Here is a 16,261-nt window from a genome sequence, read left to right as displayed (position 1 = left end):
ATGTCCAACAGCCGCACCGTGATCCTGTTCTGGCAATTGGCCATTCTCGCGGCCGTGCTCGTCATCTGGCAGTGGGGCTTTGAATGGAGCAAGGCGCTGCTGCCGAGGGCTTACGTGCCCAAAATCCTCGATCCCTATTTTGTCGCCAAGCCGTCGCTGATCTGGCAGAGCTTTCTGCGGCTCGGCTGCTTCTCTGACGCCGGCGGCTTTGCCGCCTGCATCAGGGGCAACGACAACAATCTTTGGCTCGCCACGCTCGTCACGCTGAAGAACACCTGGTGGGGCTTTCTGTTCGGCTCTGCGAGCGGCATCGCGGCTGGCCTGGTCCTCGGCCGTTCGGATTTCCTTGCCCGCGTGTTCGGACCCTACATCGTGGCGCTCAACTCGATACCGCGCATTGCGCTGGTGCCGCTCGTGATCCTGATCTTCGGTCTCGGCGACCTCTCCAAGATCGCGACCGCCTGGCTCGTCGTTTTCTTCGTGGTGTTCTTCAACACGTTCGAGGGAACGCGTGCGGTCGACCGCGACCAGATCGCTGCCGCCCGTCTGCTCGGCGCCAGCGCGTTCACCGTGCTACGGACCGTCGTGATCCCGTCCGCGCTCGCCTGGGTGTTCGCTTCGCTTTTACCGGCGGTGTCTTTTGCGCTGATCGGTGTCATCGTCGGCGAGTTCATCGGCGCCGAGCGCGGCCTCGGCAAGCTCATCATCGAAGCGGAGGCGCGCGCCAATGCCAGCGAGATGATGGTGGCCATCTTCGTCATGATGTTCGTCGGCATCCTGCTGGCGATCGCGGTACGCTCGCTGCAGTCCTATTTGCTGCGATGGCAGCCGCAATTCGAGCCGTCGGCATAGCGGCCTGACCTCAACGGCTGAACCGCGCCACCAGCTCCACATGCGGCGTGTGGCGGAACTGATCGACCGGCACCACCCCCTCCAGCCGGTAACCGCCGTCAATCAGCAGCCGCGCGTCGCGGGCAAAGGTCGCGACGTTGCAGGACACCGCGACCACCACCGGCACCTTGCTTGCGGCGAGCTTGAGCGCCTGCGCCTGTGCGCCCTGGCGCGGCGGGTCGAATACCACGGCATCGAAATCGCGCAGCTCCGGAGGCACCAACGGACGGCGGAACAGATCGCGCGGCTTGGCCTTGATCGGCTTCAGGCCCGGCGTGCGCGCGGCTTTTGCCAGCGCTGCGATCGCACCGGCGTCGTTGTCATAGGCGGTGACGCGGGCTTTTTCGGCGAGCCGCAAGGCGAACGGGCCGACGCCGCAGAAGAGGTCGAGAACCTCCTTGGCCTTGCCGATGCGCTCGGCGACGAGCGCTGCCAGCGTCTCTTCGCCCGCCACGGTCGCCTGCAGAAACGAGCCTGGCGGCAGCGTCACCTCTGCGCGGCCCATCTTTATTGTCGGCGCCAGGCGTTGCAGCACCAATTCACCATGCCGCGTCAGCCGCGACAGGCGATGCTGCTCGGCGACGCGCGAGAGCGCGGTGACGAGCGCCGTCGGCAGCGGGCCGGAGCCGCGCACGTCGACATCGAGGCCGTTGGCGGTGGCGGTGACCTGGATGTCCAGCGGCTTGGTCACCGGCATCCTGGACGTCAGCGGCTCGGCGAGCGCCCAGGCGGCATCGAGCGCGCCATCGAGTGCGGGATCGAGGATCGGGCAGCGATGGATCGGGATGACGTCGTGCGAGCTTGTCGCCGAGAAGCCCACCTTGAGGATGTCATGCGTGCCGAACCGGCCGTGCAGCGTGATACGCCGGCGGCCGGCGCCATGGGCATCGACCAGCGGCGCCACCTCGCAATCGATGCCGGCCTGCGCCAGCGTCTCCACCACGATGCCGCGCTTCCAGGCGTGATACGGCTCGGCCGCCCAATGCTGGATGGCGCAGCCGCCACAGACGCCGAAATGCGGACAGAACGGCTCGATACGCTCTAGGCTTGCGACGTCGACCGCGAGCAGCTTGCGGCGGTCGGGATGGTTGCCCACGACGTGATCCACCTCAACGGTCTCACCGCCAAGCGTGTAGGGCACGTAGATCGCTTCGCCGGCGTCGAGGCAGACGCCGTCGCCGCGATGGCCGACATGATCGATCCTGATGCGCTCAACCACGATGCGCGCCCAGGAAGAATTCGATATTGCCGTCGCCGCCCGTGATCGGCGAGGGGAAAATCTCGATGTCGGTACAGCCGAGCGAAGCGGCAAAGGCGGCGATGTCGTCGCAGATCTCCTGGTGCACGGCGGCGTCGCGGACGATGCCCTTCTTGTTGTGCTTCCTATCAGCCTCGAATTGCGGCTTGATCAGCGCCAGCAGGCTCATCGGCGCTGCGGCCAGCGACAGCGCCACCGGCAACACGGTCTTGAGCGAGATGAAGCTGACGTCGATGACGACGACATCAGGCCGTGCCGGCAGCCGTTTGCCGTCATAGCTGCGGATGTCGGTCTCCTCCATCGACACGATCTTGGGATGGTCGCGCAGCGAAGGATGCAGCTGGCTGGTGCCGACATCGATGGCGAACACGAGGCTCGCGCCGTTCGCCAGCAGCACCTCGGTGAAGCCGCCGGTGGAGGCGCCGACGTCGAGGCAGACATGGTCCTCGATCTCGATGGGATACCGCTCCAGCGCGCCGGCGAGCTTGACGCCGCCGCGGGAGACGTAGGGGTGCGCAGGCTCGGCCTGGATCACGGCGTCCTCGGCAATCGTCTCCGACGGTTTGGCGACCGGCTTGTCATCGGCGGTGACGAGGCCGGCTTCGATCGCCGCGCGCGCCCGCGCCCGGCTCTCGAACAGGCCGCGCTCGACCAGCAATACATCTGCGCGCTTGCGGGCAGGGGACATCACGCTCTCTTGGGACTCTTCTTGGAACGATTGATCTGCTTATGTAGCGATCAATCGCGCGGCCGCCATCCGGACGCAAGTCTCGAACGCGGCCAGATCGTGCCAGACGTCGATCGGCATCGCGGCCGGCGTCACCAGCGGGCAGCCGTGCAGCTCCAGGGCATGGATCATCATGAGATTGTCGACGAGGCCGAAATCCTCGACCGTCAGCCCCTGCGCATCGACCAGCCGCCCGTCCTCGGAGGTGACCTCCATGAAGCGGCCGACACGGTCGGCATAGGCGGCGCCGTCGTTGGAATAGGCCAGGCACAATTTGCGGCGGCCGGCCATGTAGCCGAGCTCGTAGACGGTGCCGGGATCGGCGCCGGCGCCGCGGAACGGGGTGAGATTGGCAATGATGGCGTCGGCCGCATCCATCATCGCCTCGTTGCCGCAAAAGATCTGCCGCGCGGCATCGGGCGCGGTGAGGTCGATGGCGTTGTCGAGCGGATAGAGGCCGGTGAGCCCGTAGCGATCGCAGATCGCGACCTTCTGCCGGCCGATCTCGATTGCATCCGGCAGGAACACGTCGGGGCCTGCCAGATAGATTTTCATGGCGTCACCGCCGGACAAGATTGGATCGAGGTGCGAGCCGCAGCGCGTGCTCTACTCCCTCTCCCGCTTGCGGGGGAGGGCTGGGGTGGGGGTCTCTCCGCGAGCGAGAACCCCCATGAGGAGAAAGCCCTCACCCGGATCGCTTTCGCGATCCGACCTCTCCCGCAAGCGGGAGAGGTGAAGAAAACGGCCGTTAGGCCAGCTTGACCGTCTCGGCCTTCACGTCCTTGCCGAGGGCCTCGAACACCTTGGCGACGATGCCCTTGGCGTCCAGACCGGCGCGGCCGTACATCGCGGCCGGCGTGTCGTGGTCCTGGAACACGTCGGGCAGCACCATCGAGCGGAACTTGACCATGCCGGTGTCGAGCGCACCCTGATCGGTCAGGTACTGCGCGACATGCGAGCCGAAGCCGCCGACCGAGCCTTCCTCGATCGTGATCAGGATCTCGTGGTCGCGGGCAAGCTTGAGCACCAGCTCGGTGTCCAGCGGCTTCATGAAGCGCGCGTCGGCGATCGTGGTCGACAGGCCGTGCGCTGCGAGCTCATCGGCCGCCTTCTCGCATTCGGCGAGGCGCGTGCCGAAGGAGAGCAAGGCGATCTTGCTGCCCTGGCGAATCACGCGGCCCTTGCCGACCTCGAGCGGAATACCGACCTCGGGCATCTCGATGCCGCGGCCTTCGCCGCGCGGATAGCGCAGCGAGCTCGGACGGTCGTCGATCGCGACCTGGGTCGCCACCATGTGCACGAGCTCGGCTTCGTCGGCCGCCGCCATGATCACCATGTTCGGCAGGCAGCCGAGATAGGCGTTGTCGAACGAGCCGGCGTGCGTCGCGCCGTCGGCGCCGACGAGGCCGGCACGGTCGATGGCGAAGCGGACGGGCAGGTTCTGGATCGCGACGTCATGGACGATCTGGTCGTAGCCGCGCTGCAGGAAGGTCGAGTAGATCGCGCAGAACGGCTTGTAGCCTTCGCTCGCAAGACCGGCGGCGAAGGTCACCGCGTGCTGCTCGGCGATGCCGACGTCGAAGGTGCGGTCGGGGAAGGCCTTGTTGAAGATGTCGACACCGGTGCCCGAGGGCATCGCCGCGGTGATGGCGACGACCTTATCGTCCTTCTGCGCTTCCTTGACGAGGCTCTGGCCGAACACGTTCTGGTAGGCCGGCGCATTCGGCTTGGCCTTGGCCTGGGTGCCGGTCGCGACGTCGAACTTGACGACGGCGTGGTACTTGTCCGCGGACGCTTCCGCCGGGCCGTAGCCCTTGCCCTTCTGCGTCACGACGTGGACCAGGATCGGGCCGGTCTCCATGTCACGGACGTTCTTCAGGACGGGCAGCAGATGGTCGAGATTGTGGCCGTCGATCGGGCCGACATAGTAGAAGCCGAGCTCCTCGAACAGCGTGCCGCCGTCCATCATGAAGCCGCGGGAATATTCCTCGACGCGGTTGGCGCGGTTGGCGATGATCTTGGGCAGGCGCTTGTTGATCTGCTTGGCCGCATCGCGCAGCGTGCGATAGGTCTTGCCGGAGTAGAGCCGCGACAGATAGGCGCTCATGGCGCCGACCGGCGGCGCGATCGACATGTCGTTGTCGTTGAGGATGACGATCAGGCGCGAGTTCATCGCACCCGCATTGTTCATGGCTTCATAGGCCATGCCGGCCGACATCGCGCCGTCACCGATCACCGCGATAACGTTGTTCTTGCCGCCGGAGAGGTCGCGCGCCACCGCCATGCCGAGGCCGGCGGAGATTGAAGTCGAGGAATGCGCCGCGCCGAACGGATCGTAATCGCTCTCGCTGCGCTTGGTGAAGCCGGACAGGCCGCCGCCGGTGCGCAGCGTGCGGATGCGGTCGCGCCGGCCGGTGAGGATCTTGTGCGGATAGGCCTGATGGCCGACGTCCCAGATCAGCCGGTCGCGCGGCGTGTCGAAAACGTAATGAATCGCGGTGGTGAGCTCGACCACGCCGAGGCCCGCGCCGAAGTGACCGCCGGTCACCGAGACGGCATCGATGGTCTCCTGCCGCAGCTCGTCGGCGACTTGGCGAACCTGCTCGATCTTGAGCTTGCGCAGGTCGTCCGGCGTCCGGATGGTGTCGAGAAGCGGCGTTTTACTGTATGCGTTCACGGCGATTTCCAATTTGTCAGCGCCGGAAGGTCATTCCGGTGCGCGATGGGTTTGCACAATATCGGCGCAGCGCGAGTCCTCAAACCGTCGGAGCCACCTGCATGGGGCAAGGCCCCGTCTTCAAGCTTAGGTAAGCTTAAGTGCGCTCCGGTTCAGTCTCTGTGATCCCTGTCACTTAGATCGGCTTCGTCCGTCCCAGCCAATTTCATTAGCAGTTTGAAGCGCTTGTCGTCGGAATTCTCTGCCCACGCAAGGCTTGCAAAAAGCCACACTCCGCGCAGCTTTACACCAAAGCTTGGGCCAAAGCCAACCCGCCGGACCGATTAGGGGTATGCAGATGCAACCGGCGGGCCAGAGTGGTTAACTGTGGCCCGGGACAACGGGTTCCCGCCCTGCCGGGTCCCCTGGCAGGCTTTTTCGCCTGAATGAGTTCTTTTTTTGGTCCCGAGGGACGGATTTCCGGACGGATGGCATCGATGCGCCTGCACGGAACCGCGCTGCTCAGCGGATAGCGCCGTGCGATCGTGAAATCGATGCGGGCGGCCACGCTCCCGTGATGACGTTTCGGGGCCTGCCCTGAGAAGACTGAGCGGGAAAGTCTCGGCTTTTCTACTGCACGTCCAGCGGCGCGGTGCCGGTGGCCTGGCCGCTGGCATCGGTGGTGATCTTGTCGACGCGCGCCTCGGCCTGGCGCAGCAATTCCTCGCAGCGGCGCTTCAGCGCCTCGCCGCGCTCGTAGATCGTCACGGATTCCTCGAGCGGCACCTTGCCGTCCTCGAGTCGCTTCACGATCGTTTCGAGTTCCTCGATCGCGCGCTCGAAGGTAAGCTTGGAGACGTCGACTTGAGTATTTTCGGCCATATCCGTTTCCGATTGCCCGACTCGCTTTCCTTGCAGTGAAAGCGGGTTTTGCGGGCTTAATGTGGCGGGCGTCGTCAGGCGCCCATCAGGGCGCCGACATGCGCCGTAACAGATTCTTTCAGTCCTTGCAGGTCATAGCCGCCCTCGAGCACCGAAACAACGCGCCCCCCCGCGGACCTGTCGGCGAGATCCATCAGCTTGCGCGTCACCCAGGCATAATCCTCCGCGCGCAAATTCAGCGAAGCCAGCGGATCGCGATAATGCGCATCGAAGCCGGCGGAGATGATGAGCAGCTCGGGGCTGAATTTTTCGAGCTGCGGCAGGATCAAATTCTCGAACGCGGAGCGGAATTCCGGCCCGCCGTCCTCGGAGGCGAGCGGCGCGTTGACGATGGTGTCGTGGTCGCCGCGCTCGCCCGTCGCGCCCGTGCCCGGAAACAGCGGCATCTGGTGCGTCGAGCAATACATCACGGTCGGGTCCGACCAGAATATGTCCTGCGTGCCGTTGCCGTGATGCACGTCGAAATCGACGATGGCCGCGCGCTTGATGCCGTATTTGCGCTGCGCGTGGCGCGCGGCGATGGCGACGTTGTCGAAGAAGCAGAAGCCCATCGGCTTGCCGATCTCGGCGTGATGGCCGGGCGGGCGCACCGCGACGAAGGCGTTGCGATGTTCGCCCGCCATCACCGCTTCGGTCGCCGCCACCGCGCCGCCGACGCCGCGCATCACCGCTTCCCACGTGCCGGGCGACATCGAGGTGTCGCCGTCGATATAGACCTGCCCGCTGCTCGGTGCGATGTGGCGCAGTTCGGTGACGTAGTGCTCATTGTGGCAGAGCGTGACGAGATCGAGATCGCCCTCCGGTGCCTGGTCGCGCACCAGGAACTGGAAGCGCTCATGCGACAGCGCTTCCTCCACCGCACGCAGGCGATCCGGTCTTTCAGGGTGTCCCGGCGGCGTGACATGGTCGAGGCAGGCCTTGTGGGAAAGGAGAAGCGTGCTCATCAGGTCGGCCTCATGGATCCGGGCTTTCGACGTCGCTTGGCGCATCCGGCGCCAAAACGCAATGCAAATCCCAATCTATGCGTTTGAACGGGAATGGCAAAGGGTCGTCCCATTCTGGCCCGTTTGATCCGGATCAATTCACACGCAGGATGCGGCTCAACGGCAGCGGGCCGATCGGGCCGTGTGCCCGGAAGAACGCGAACAGCGCGTCCGCGTCGTAGCCCCCATATTGCGGCGCCGTGCCTTGCTTGGCGACGGTAAAACCATCGCCGCCGACGGCGAGGTAATCGTTGAGGGTGACGCGGTAGCCGCTGGCCTGCTCGATCGGCCTGCCGTTGAGCATCATCTTGTCGGCGATTACGCGCTCGCCGAATGACTTCGACGCATCCCAGGCATAGCTGAATCCGTTCGACACCTGGAGAATTCGCGGCCGCTTCGGATCTAACCATTGCTGCTCGAGCATGTCCTTGAGCTGACTGCCCGTCAGCGTCATCGTCACGAGGCGGTTGCGGAATGGCTGGCTGGCGAAAACATCGCCGAAGGAGATCGCGCCGTTCTCCTTCGGGACGATGTCGGTCCGGATCCCGCCGGGATTGGTGAGCGCGATGACAGCGCTGCCATCCTTGGCGTCCCTGGTCGCAGCAAGCTGCGCGTCCGCGATGATGTCGCCGAGCGCGCTTTCGCCGGCCTCGTTCGGCACGCGCGATAGCGTCTGCGTCACCGATCCGGCCGGCCGGTTGGCGATCGGCGCCGAGAGCCGGTCATAGGCCTCGATCAGCGCGGTCTGCTCTGCGTCCTTCGCCAGCGAGGCATTGGCGACGATGACGTTCTCGGCTTTGGCGCTGACGATGTCGCGGGTTACTGGATCGAGCTTGAGATCGATCGCGGTGACCAGCGTGCCGTATTTGTCGCCGCTGGTGACGAGCCGCCCGTCGATGTCGCAGACATAGGCGCGGTGGGTATGGCCGCTGACGACGACGTCGACGGCGCGGTCGAATTTCTTGACGATTTCGACGATCGGCCCGGTAATGGCGGGGCATTCATTGTAGTCGCCGGCGGGCTCGCCGCCCTGGTGGATCAGCACCACGATCGCCTCGACGCCGCGCGCCTTCAACTGCGGCACCAGCGCGTTCACCGTCTCGGCTTCGTCGCGGAATTCGAGCCCGGCGATGCCCGACGGTGAGACGATGCCCGCGGTCTCCTTCAGGGTCAGCCCGATGAAGGCGATCGGGATGCCGTCGAATTCCCGGATATCGTAGGGCGGCAGCACGCTGTTGCCCGTCGCAGTCTCGATGGTGGACGCGGCGAGATAGCGGAATTTGGCGCCCGTGAACGGATGCGGCCCCTGGCAGCCGTCGATCGGATGGCAGCCGCCGTTCTGCATCCTGAGCAGCTCGGTCTTGCCCTCGTCGAACTCGTGATTGCCGACCGAGCTGATCGCAAGACCCATCAGCGAAAGCGCCTCGACCGAAGGCTCGTCGTGAAACATCGCCGACAGGAATGGGCTCGCACCGATCAGATCGCCGGCGGCGACGAAGATCGTGTTCTTGTGCCCCTCGCGCAGCTGCTTCACCAGCGTCGCCATGTATTCGGCGCCGCCGGCCGCCACCGTCACCTTCCTGGCTCCGTCCTCGGGATCGGCGATGCGGATGCCGCCCGGCGGCGGCCGCAGATTGCCGTGAAAATCGTTGATCGCGAGCACGCGCAGTTCGACCGGCGCGGCGGTTTGGGCCGAGGCGGGGAGCGCGGTGATGAGGGCGAGGGCGGCGAGGATGGATCGGTATCGCATGGAACAAGACTAGTCGGTCCGCGCGAAGATTTCACGAAGCATTGTCGTGAACGCGCGGGATGAGAGGGTCTGTCCCCGACTACGGCCTCGTTGGGTGGGCAAAGCGAAGCGTGCCCACGTATTAAGGCGTGGGCACGGCGCAAGTGCGCCTTTGCCCACCCTACGATACCGGGCTCGCGGAGAGAGAGCGCCGCTACTTCTTCTTCCGGTTCGCAAAGGCGTTGAACGCCGCCACCGCTTCCTCCGACTTGAGTCGCTCGCCGAACAGATGGCCTTCCTGGTCGATGCGGCGGGTGAGCTCTTCGGCCGGCGCGCGCAGCAATTTGCGGGAGGTTGCGACCGCCTCCGCCGGCAGCCGGCAGATGTCGCGCGCCACCTTGCGCGCCTCGACCTCGGTATGTCCCGGCGACACCACGGTGTTGACGAAGCCGGCCGCGTGCGCCTCCGCGGCGGAAAAAGTCCGCCCCATCACCAGCATGGCGAAGGCGCGCTGATATCCCATCGTGTTCGGCATCAAGAGGCTGGCGGCACCGACCGGCACCAGCCCGAGATGGATGTAGGGCGCGGAGAAGGTCGCAGCGTTCGAGGCCAGCACGTAGTCGCAGTGAAACAGCATCACGGTGCCCACGCCGATCGAGGCGCCGTCGACGGCGGCGATGATCGGCTTGACGTTGAGGGCGAGCGAATAGAGAAACTTGGCGCCTTCCGACAACGTCTCGGGGCGCGCGGTGTCGGCGCGCATGAAATCGTCGATATCATCGCCTGCGGTGAACACGCCGGAGCCGCCGGTGATGATCATGCAGCGGATGTCGGGGTTGTTCTGCGCGGTGTCGATCGCGTGGCTCATCTCCCGGTACATGTCCTGGGTGATCGCGTTCTTCTTGCCCGGGCGGCGCAGGGTGATGACACGCGTTCCGCGCTCTTCGGTGACGACGATATTGCCATTCGGCATGAGAGCCCCCTGCGCTCGCCGCGATGCTCGCCGCTTCGCGAGTCTCGCCGAGCATCAGCCTACATGATCCCGCAGGCGTGCCAATGCGCTGAGTCAACCTTTTCGGCGCCAACGCGCCGCAACAAATGGCTACAATGTTTCATTTGAAAAACCGGTGGTTGTGGTGCACGATCCCGCGCGGTTCCATGTGACCCGATTGCCCGATTGATGATTGCCGCAACCCGCGTCGACGAATCCTCGCTGCACTACCGCGGCTGGCGCGTCGTGCTGGCCTGCTTCCTGATGGCCTTCTTCATGTTCGGCTTTGGCCTGTATGGCCAGGGCGTCTATCTCGCCGAGCTGCAGCGCGCCCATGGCTGGCCGGGCACGCTGGTCTCCGCGGCCAGCACATTCTCGTTTCTCCTGACCTCCGTCCTCGTCATCTTCACCGACGATCTGCTCGCGCGCATCGGCTTGCGGTCGCTGATCCTGTGCGGCCTGGCGGCGCTCGGCGCCTCGACGGTGCTGCTGGCGATGATGCAGACGCCCTGGCAGCTGTATCTCGCCTACGCGCTGATGTCGGTCGGCTGGACCGGCATGGGCACCGTGGTGATCGCAACCGTGCTGAACTCCTGGTTCGAGCGCCGGCGCGGGCTCGCGCTCAGCCTCGCGTTCAACGGCGCTACCTGCGGCGGCATCATCCTCGTTCCACTGCTGCTGTCGTTGACCGGCAGCATCGGATTTCGCTCCGCCATGCTGGCGGCCACGCTCGCGATGATGGTGCTGGTGCTGCCGGTGGTCGTGACCTTCATCGGCTGGCCTGCCGGGACCTCGCCGGCTTCGAGCGGACGCCCTTCCGGTGAGAGCGCGGCCGCGCCAAGCCATTCCCGCAAGACGCTGCTTGCCAACGCGGCGTTCTGGACCATGGTCTTGCCGATCGCGATCGCGCTGCTGGCGCAGATGGGATTCATCATCCACCAGGTGACGTTTCTCGAGCCGCTGATCGGCCGCTCGGCCGCAGGAGGCGCGGTCACCATCATGGCGGCGATGGCGGTGGTCGGCCGCCTGTCGCTCGGCCTGTTCGTCGACCGGCTCGATCCGAGGCTCGCCTGCGCGGCGTCGATGACGAGCCAGGCGGCGGCGCTGTTCGTTCTCGTGCAGAGCACGAGCCCGACCGTGCTGCTGGTGTGCTGCGCCGTCTACGGCTTCTCGATCGGCAACATGATCACGTTTCCGCCCTTGATCATCCAGCGCGAGATCGGCGCCGCCGCCTTCGCCGCCGCAATGGGATTGGGCACCTCGATCAGCGGCGTCGTCAGCGCCTTCGGTCCCGGCATCGTCGGCCTCGTGCGCAGCTTGACCGGCAACTACACGATGGCGTTTGCGATGTGCGTCGTGCTGGATCTCGTGGCGGCGGGCATCGTGTTGTGGCGGCCGGGGAGAAGCGCGAAGGTCCCGGCCTCGTAGCCCGGATGGAGCGAAGCGTAATCCGGGATTCGTGCCACGAGCGACGACGGCCCCGGATTGCGCTGCGCTCCATCCGGGCTACAAGGTCCCTTACCCCAGCAACACCGCATCCGCCGCCGCGACGGACTCCGCGCTCTCGGTCACGGTGCGCTCGAGCGCGCCGGCCTGCACACTGATGTTCTCGGCGAAGAAGCGTGCGAGCGAGACGTAGCGTGCGGCGTCCGTGTTGCCCTCGGCCTTGGCGGCAAGCGCCTCGGAGGCGAGCAGGCAGCCGCCGAGCGTTGAGCCGAACTGCTGCAGATACGGTGTCGCGCCGGCAAGCGCCTCGTTCGGCGCGGACGTCACGCGCTCCAGCAACCACTTGCTGGTGCGCGTCAAGGCCTCCAGCGCTTCGCGCAGCTTGACGCCCGTGGTGCCAAAAGCCAGATCGTTCGACGCTTCGACTTTCTTGACCGTCGCTGCGAGCTCGTCGAGCAGCGCCCAGACGGCAGCGCCGCCATTGGCCGCGAGCTTGCGCGTGACGAGGTCGATCGCCTGAATGCCGTTGGTGCCTTCGTAGATCGCGGTGATGCGGGCATCGCGATAATGCTGGGCCGCACCGGTCTCCTCGATGAAGCCCATGCCGCCATGCACCTGCACGCCGAGATAGGCGACCTCATTGCCGATGTCGGTGGAATAGCCCTTGGCCATCGGCGTCAGCAGCGCCGCGCGCGCGGCGGCATCCGCACGCACCTTGGGATCCCTGGCGCGCGTCGAGACGTCGATCGCGACCGCGGTCGCGTAGCAAATGGTGCGCGCAGCGGCGGTCTGCGCCCGCATCCGCATCAGCATGCGCTTGACGTCGGGATGCACGAAGATCGCGTCCGAGCCGTCGCTCTTGCTGCCGACGGCGCGGCCCTGCTTGCGCTCCTGCGCATATGACAAAGCCTGCTGATAGGCGCGATCGGCGACGCCGACGCCCTCGAGGCCGACGCCGAGGCGCGCCTGGTTCATCATCGTGAACATGCAGCGCATGCCCTGGTTCTCTTCGCCGATCAGGAAGCCGATGGCGCCGCCATGATCGCCCATGGTCATGGTGCAGGTGGGGGAGGCATGCATGCCGAGCTTGTGTTCGACGCCGGAGGCGTAGATGTCGTTGCGTGCGCCGAGAGAACCGTCTGCATTGACCATGAACTTCGGCACGAGGAACAGCGAGATGCCCTTGGTGCCGGCGGGCGCATCGGGCAGACGCGCCAGCACGAAATGCACGATGTTGTCGGTCATGTCGTGCTCGCCATAGGTGATGAAGATCTTCGTCCCCTTGATGCGATAGGTGCCGTCGGCTTGCTTCTCGGCGCGGGTGCGCAGCGCGCCGACGTCGGAGCCGGCCTGAGGCTCGGTGAGCTGCATCGTGCCGGTCCATTCGCCGGAGACGAGCTTCTCGAGATAGATTTTTTTCAGCTCACTGCTGCCATGCGCGTCCAGCGCCTCCATCGCCGACGCCGTCAGCAGCGGGCAGAGGCCGAAGGCGAGATTCGAGGCGCTCCAGATCTCGGTGCAGGCGGCGTTGATCGCGATCGGCAGGCCCTGGCCGCCAAAATCTTCGGGGCCGGACACCGCGTTCCAGCCGCCCTCGGTCCAGCGCTTGTAGGCGTCCGGCCAGCCCGGCGCGGTCGTCACCTTGCCGTCGCTGAGCTTGATGCCGTGCTCGTCGCCGACCTTGTTGAGCGGGGCCAGGACGTCGGTTGCGAACTTGCCGGCTTCCTCCAGCACGGCCGCGGCGATGTCGGCGTCGAAATCGCCGTAATGACCGGCCTCCACGGCAGCCTTGAGGCCGGCACCGTGATTGAGCGACAGCAGCATGTCAGAAATCGGCGCGCGGTAGGTCATGGCTCACTCCCGTGGACAGGTCTTGGCGCCCTATTCCCATGAAATGGGGGAGGTCTCAATGGGGCGGGAGGGGCCGGACGGTGGCGGTCAGAACGCGGCCGTCGCGGGCCAATAAAGAGAGTGTAGCGGGCCGATCCCGGGGCTGTGGTATTTTGCCCCTCCAGGCGGTTGAAATGCTGCGCCGCTCCCTATAGACCGGCTGCGACCAAGGGAATCTGCGGTAGCCAGTTCTTCCGCCGGCCCCCAGGTCGCCTGTTGGGGCGTAGCCAAGCGGTAAGGCAGCGGATTTTGATTCCGCCATTCGGAGGTTCGATCCCTCCCGCCCCAGCCAGATCTCCCGCTCGGCCTGAAATCACTCGCGAAACCCGCCTGGCTGGGGAGCTGCTGCACAGCTCTGCGACACAACTGCTGCTGCACAGGGTGTGTTTCGAAATGGCTGTCCACATCTTTCGCCGGAGCGCCGTGTATTACTGGCGGCGCCGGGTGAAGCTCGCAACCCCGGAGGTCTTTGCGCGCGTGCGTGCGCAGGGAGCGCGCCTGCGCGAGGGACTTCGCAGGGCCGCGGACGGTCTGCGCATCCCCGTACAGGTCACGGGCGAAGGTCCTTGCGCCGGTATCCACTTCACCCGTGAGGACGTCGTGGACGCCGACACCGCCGAGCGCGGCAATCAGGATCTGTGGCGCTTGATGTGCCTCGGCGTGACCAATCAGGGCTTGGCGATCACCTCGCGTACCTTTGGCCCGATCGCGCCGTATACCGGCGAGGACGTAGAGCACGTCATAGGCATCTTCGCCGAGACCCTGCGCCGGATCGATCAGGCCGCAGCCGGTTGAGGTGGGCCAGGAACGGTTCTGCAAGATGAAACAACCATCTCACATCCAGATCTCTGGCGAGGGCCTTCCGGCTCCGCGTGGTCACTTCAGCCATGCTGTGCGTGCCGGCAACACCGTCTATGTTTCGGGATTGCTGCCCTTCGATGACACGGGCGCCGTCGTCGCACCCGGCCAGATCGGGCCGCAAACCGAGCGGATATTCGAGATCCTGACGTGTATCCTGCGATCGGCTGGTGCCGGTTGCGCGGACGTCGTGCAGATGACGTCCTTTGTCACCGACATTGGACAGCGCGCGCACGTCAATGAGATCCGGGCACGCGTCTTCGGGACGACGAAACCGGCGAGCACGCTTGTCGAAGTGTCGGCGCTTGCAGCAGCGGGCGCGCTGATCGAGATCGACGCGATCGCAGTGATTCCAGGGTGAAGTTCGCCGGCGATCTTCCGGCTGATGTCGCGCGCTTCGCTCGCCAATCACAAGGCCAATTCGAGGGACAACCATGAATAAGTCGCTTCAGCTCGATCCGAAGAACGTGGAAAGCGATATCGATGCAGCGGTGACTGCAGCACGCGCGAGCTATGTCCGGGCCAACCCCAAGAGTCTGGAGGCGTTCGAGCGGGCGGCCGAGTATCTGCCGGGAGGCACCACTCGTAGCGGTCTTTTCAACTCGCCGTTTCCCGTCTTCATCGCGCGCGGCCAGGATGCTTACATCTGGGATCTCGACGGCAAGCGCTACGTCGATGCCCTCAGCGAGTTCACGGCTGGTCTGCTCGGGCACTCCAATCCGGTGGTGCTGGGGACGATACGGCAGGCGCTCGACAATGGTCTTAGTCTAGGCGGGCAGATCGAGGACGAGGCGCGCTTTGCCCGCCTGATCGTCGATCGTTTCCCCTCGATCAAGAAGGTCCGTTTTACCAATTCCGGGACAGAAGCCAACGTCTCGGCGATCGCTGCCGCGCTTCACTACACTGGCAGGTCCAAGGTCATGGTGTTCGAGGGGGCCTACCATGGCGGCAGCCTAAACTTCCCTGTTAATGGTCCTTCGCCGCTGAACGCGCGCCTTGACCTCGTTCAGACGCCGTACAACGACGTTGAAGCCGTTCGCGCGACCATTCGGCGTCAAGGCGAGAAGCTGGGTGTCGTGATCGTCGAGCCGATGCTGGGCGCGGGAGGCAGCATTCCCGCCGATCGCGAATTTCTCGCCGCGTTGAGGGAGGAGACGGCCAGGATCGGAGCGGTTCTGATCTTCGATGAGATCCAGACGTCGCGCCTCGCCCCGAACGGAATGCAGGGCTACTGGGGCATCACGCCTGATATGACCACGCTCGGCAAGTATCTTGCCGGCGGCCTCTCGATCGGCGCATTTGGCGGACGCGAGGACATCATGGCGCAGTTCGACCCGCGCAAGCCGGCGTCGCTCGTCCTGTCCGGCACGTTCAACAACAATAGTCTTGGAATGCGGGTCGGTGCCGCTGTGCTGTCGGAGGTCGCGACGGAGGAAGCGATCTCCCAGTTGTCGGTTCGCGGAAATGACCTTCGCCGGCGCTTGAACGGGACGCTCGAGGGCGCCGGCGTTGCGGGGCAGTTCACCGGCTTCGGCTCGATCTTGGCGATCCATTTCGTGATGGGTTCGTTGAGGAATGCGAATGATGCCGTGACGTCCCATCCTAGTCTGCGTGAACTGTTCTACCTGCACATGCTGGAGGAGGGGATATGGATTGCACGCCGCGGGATGATGGCGCTATCCTTGGCACTTTCCCACGACGATCTCGACAAGGTCGAGTCGGCCGTCGACAGCTTTGCCGACCGCTGGGGGGACATCCTGCCAAGGCGCTAACTGGTAGGATTGGTCTTCCTGGCGCGCGCGCAGAGACAGATTGCGACACGCTTCGGTCAAACCCAGACTGGCTACCAGGCAAGTTGTGCCCTCGAGCAAGTCCGCAATGGCAGCAACG

14 protein-coding genes and 1 tRNA gene are annotated in these 16,261 nt (G+C 65.2%); 6 read left to right on the top strand and 9 right to left on the bottom strand.

Annotated features, from left to right (window positions below; translation table 11 throughout):
* A complete protein-coding gene (locus tag GA0061098_RS29060) occupies positions 1-852 on the top strand; it encodes an ABC transporter permease (protein WP_091964710.1) in 852 nt (283 codons plus the stop codon).
* A gap of 10 nt (positions 853-862) precedes the next feature.
* Here the strand turns inward: GA0061098_RS29060 and GA0061098_RS29055 are convergent, their stop codons facing one another.
* The 8 genes from GA0061098_RS29055 to GA0061098_RS29020 form a co-directional block, all read right to left on the bottom strand.
* Positions 863-2,110: a class I SAM-dependent RNA methyltransferase gene (locus GA0061098_RS29055; protein WP_091964708.1), complete on the bottom strand. Its 1,248-nt coding sequence runs from the start codon at positions 2,108-2,110 to the stop codon at positions 863-865.
* Positions 2,103-2,837, bottom strand: coding sequence for a TlyA family RNA methyltransferase (locus GA0061098_RS29050; protein WP_165637677.1), 735 nt, complete (start codon positions 2,835-2,837; stop codon positions 2,103-2,105). Before GA0061098_RS29050 ends, GA0061098_RS29055 begins: the two co-directional genes overlap by 8 nt.
* 39 nt (positions 2,838-2,876) lie before the next feature.
* The gene (locus GA0061098_RS29045; protein ID WP_091964704.1) at positions 2,877-3,431 is read right to left on the bottom strand and encodes a nucleoside 2-deoxyribosyltransferase; all 555 of its coding nucleotides are present in this window, start codon (positions 3,429-3,431) and stop codon (positions 2,877-2,879) included.
* Positions 3,432-3,624: 193 nt separating this feature from the next.
* Positions 3,625-5,553, bottom strand: coding sequence for a 1-deoxy-D-xylulose-5-phosphate synthase (dxs, locus tag GA0061098_RS29040; protein WP_091964854.1), 1,929 nt, complete (start codon positions 5,551-5,553; stop codon positions 3,625-3,627).
* Between the two features lie 609 nt (positions 5,554-6,162).
* Complete coding sequence (locus GA0061098_RS29035; RefSeq protein WP_091964702.1) at positions 6,163-6,414, bottom strand: exodeoxyribonuclease VII small subunit; 252 nt, start codon at positions 6,412-6,414, stop codon at positions 6,163-6,165.
* A gap of 74 nt (positions 6,415-6,488) precedes the next feature.
* Positions 6,489-7,418 (bottom strand): histone deacetylase family protein, encoded by a 930-nt coding sequence (locus GA0061098_RS29030; RefSeq protein ID WP_091964852.1) that lies wholly within the window; start codon positions 7,416-7,418, stop codon positions 6,489-6,491.
* A gap of 133 nt (positions 7,419-7,551) precedes the next feature.
* Positions 7,552-9,207 (bottom strand): bifunctional metallophosphatase/5'-nucleotidase, encoded by a 1,656-nt coding sequence (locus GA0061098_RS29025; protein WP_091964700.1) that lies wholly within the window; start codon positions 9,205-9,207, stop codon positions 7,552-7,554.
* A gap of 193 nt (positions 9,208-9,400) precedes the next feature.
* A complete protein-coding gene (locus tag GA0061098_RS29020) occupies positions 9,401-10,159 on the bottom strand; it encodes an enoyl-CoA hydratase-related protein (RefSeq protein WP_091964698.1) in 759 nt (252 codons plus the stop codon).
* Between the two features lie 207 nt (positions 10,160-10,366).
* On the opposite strand from GA0061098_RS29020, the gene GA0061098_RS29015 reads away from it, so the two are divergent.
* Entirely contained in the window at positions 10,367-11,605 is a 1,239-nt protein-coding gene (locus tag GA0061098_RS29015; protein WP_091964696.1) for an MFS transporter, read from the top strand.
* Between the two features lie 90 nt (positions 11,606-11,695).
* Here GA0061098_RS29015 and GA0061098_RS29010 read toward each other — a convergent pair whose 3' ends face one another.
* Positions 11,696-13,474: an acyl-CoA dehydrogenase family protein gene (locus GA0061098_RS29010; RefSeq protein ID WP_091964694.1), complete on the bottom strand. Its 1,779-nt coding sequence runs from the start codon at positions 13,472-13,474 to the stop codon at positions 11,696-11,698.
* A 256-nt stretch (positions 13,475-13,730) separates the two neighbouring features.
* Here GA0061098_RS29010 and GA0061098_RS29005 point away from each other — a divergent pair.
* The 4 genes from GA0061098_RS29005 to GA0061098_RS28990 all read left to right on the top strand — a co-directional run bounded on the left by GA0061098_RS29005 (position 13,731) and on the right by GA0061098_RS28990 (position 16,143).
* A tRNA-Gln gene (locus GA0061098_RS29005) sits at positions 13,731-13,805 on the top strand.
* Positions 13,806-13,906: 101 nt separating this feature from the next.
* A complete protein-coding gene (locus GA0061098_RS29000) occupies positions 13,907-14,308 on the top strand; it encodes a hypothetical protein (RefSeq protein ID WP_091964692.1) in 402 nt (133 codons plus the stop codon).
* 1 nt (position 14,309) lies between these two features.
* On the top strand, positions 14,310-14,732 hold the full coding sequence (locus GA0061098_RS28995) for a RidA family protein (RefSeq protein ID WP_091964690.1): 423 nt from the start codon (positions 14,310-14,312) through the stop codon (positions 14,730-14,732).
* Positions 14,733-14,805: 73 nt separating this feature from the next.
* Positions 14,806-16,143 carry an aspartate aminotransferase family protein gene (locus GA0061098_RS28990; RefSeq protein ID WP_091964688.1) on the top strand — a complete coding sequence of 446 codons (1,338 nt, stop codon included), beginning with the start codon at positions 14,806-14,808 and terminating at the stop codon, positions 16,141-16,143.
* Positions 16,144-16,261: the final 118 nt, after the last annotated feature.

Origin of the sequence: Bradyrhizobium shewense, from assembly GCF_900094605.1 — a bacterium.
GTDB lineage: Bacteria > Pseudomonadota > Alphaproteobacteria > Rhizobiales > Xanthobacteraceae > Bradyrhizobium > Bradyrhizobium shewense.
The sequence above is the reverse complement of the archived record's forward strand: the minus strand, read 5'-3'. Positions and strand labels throughout refer to the sequence as shown.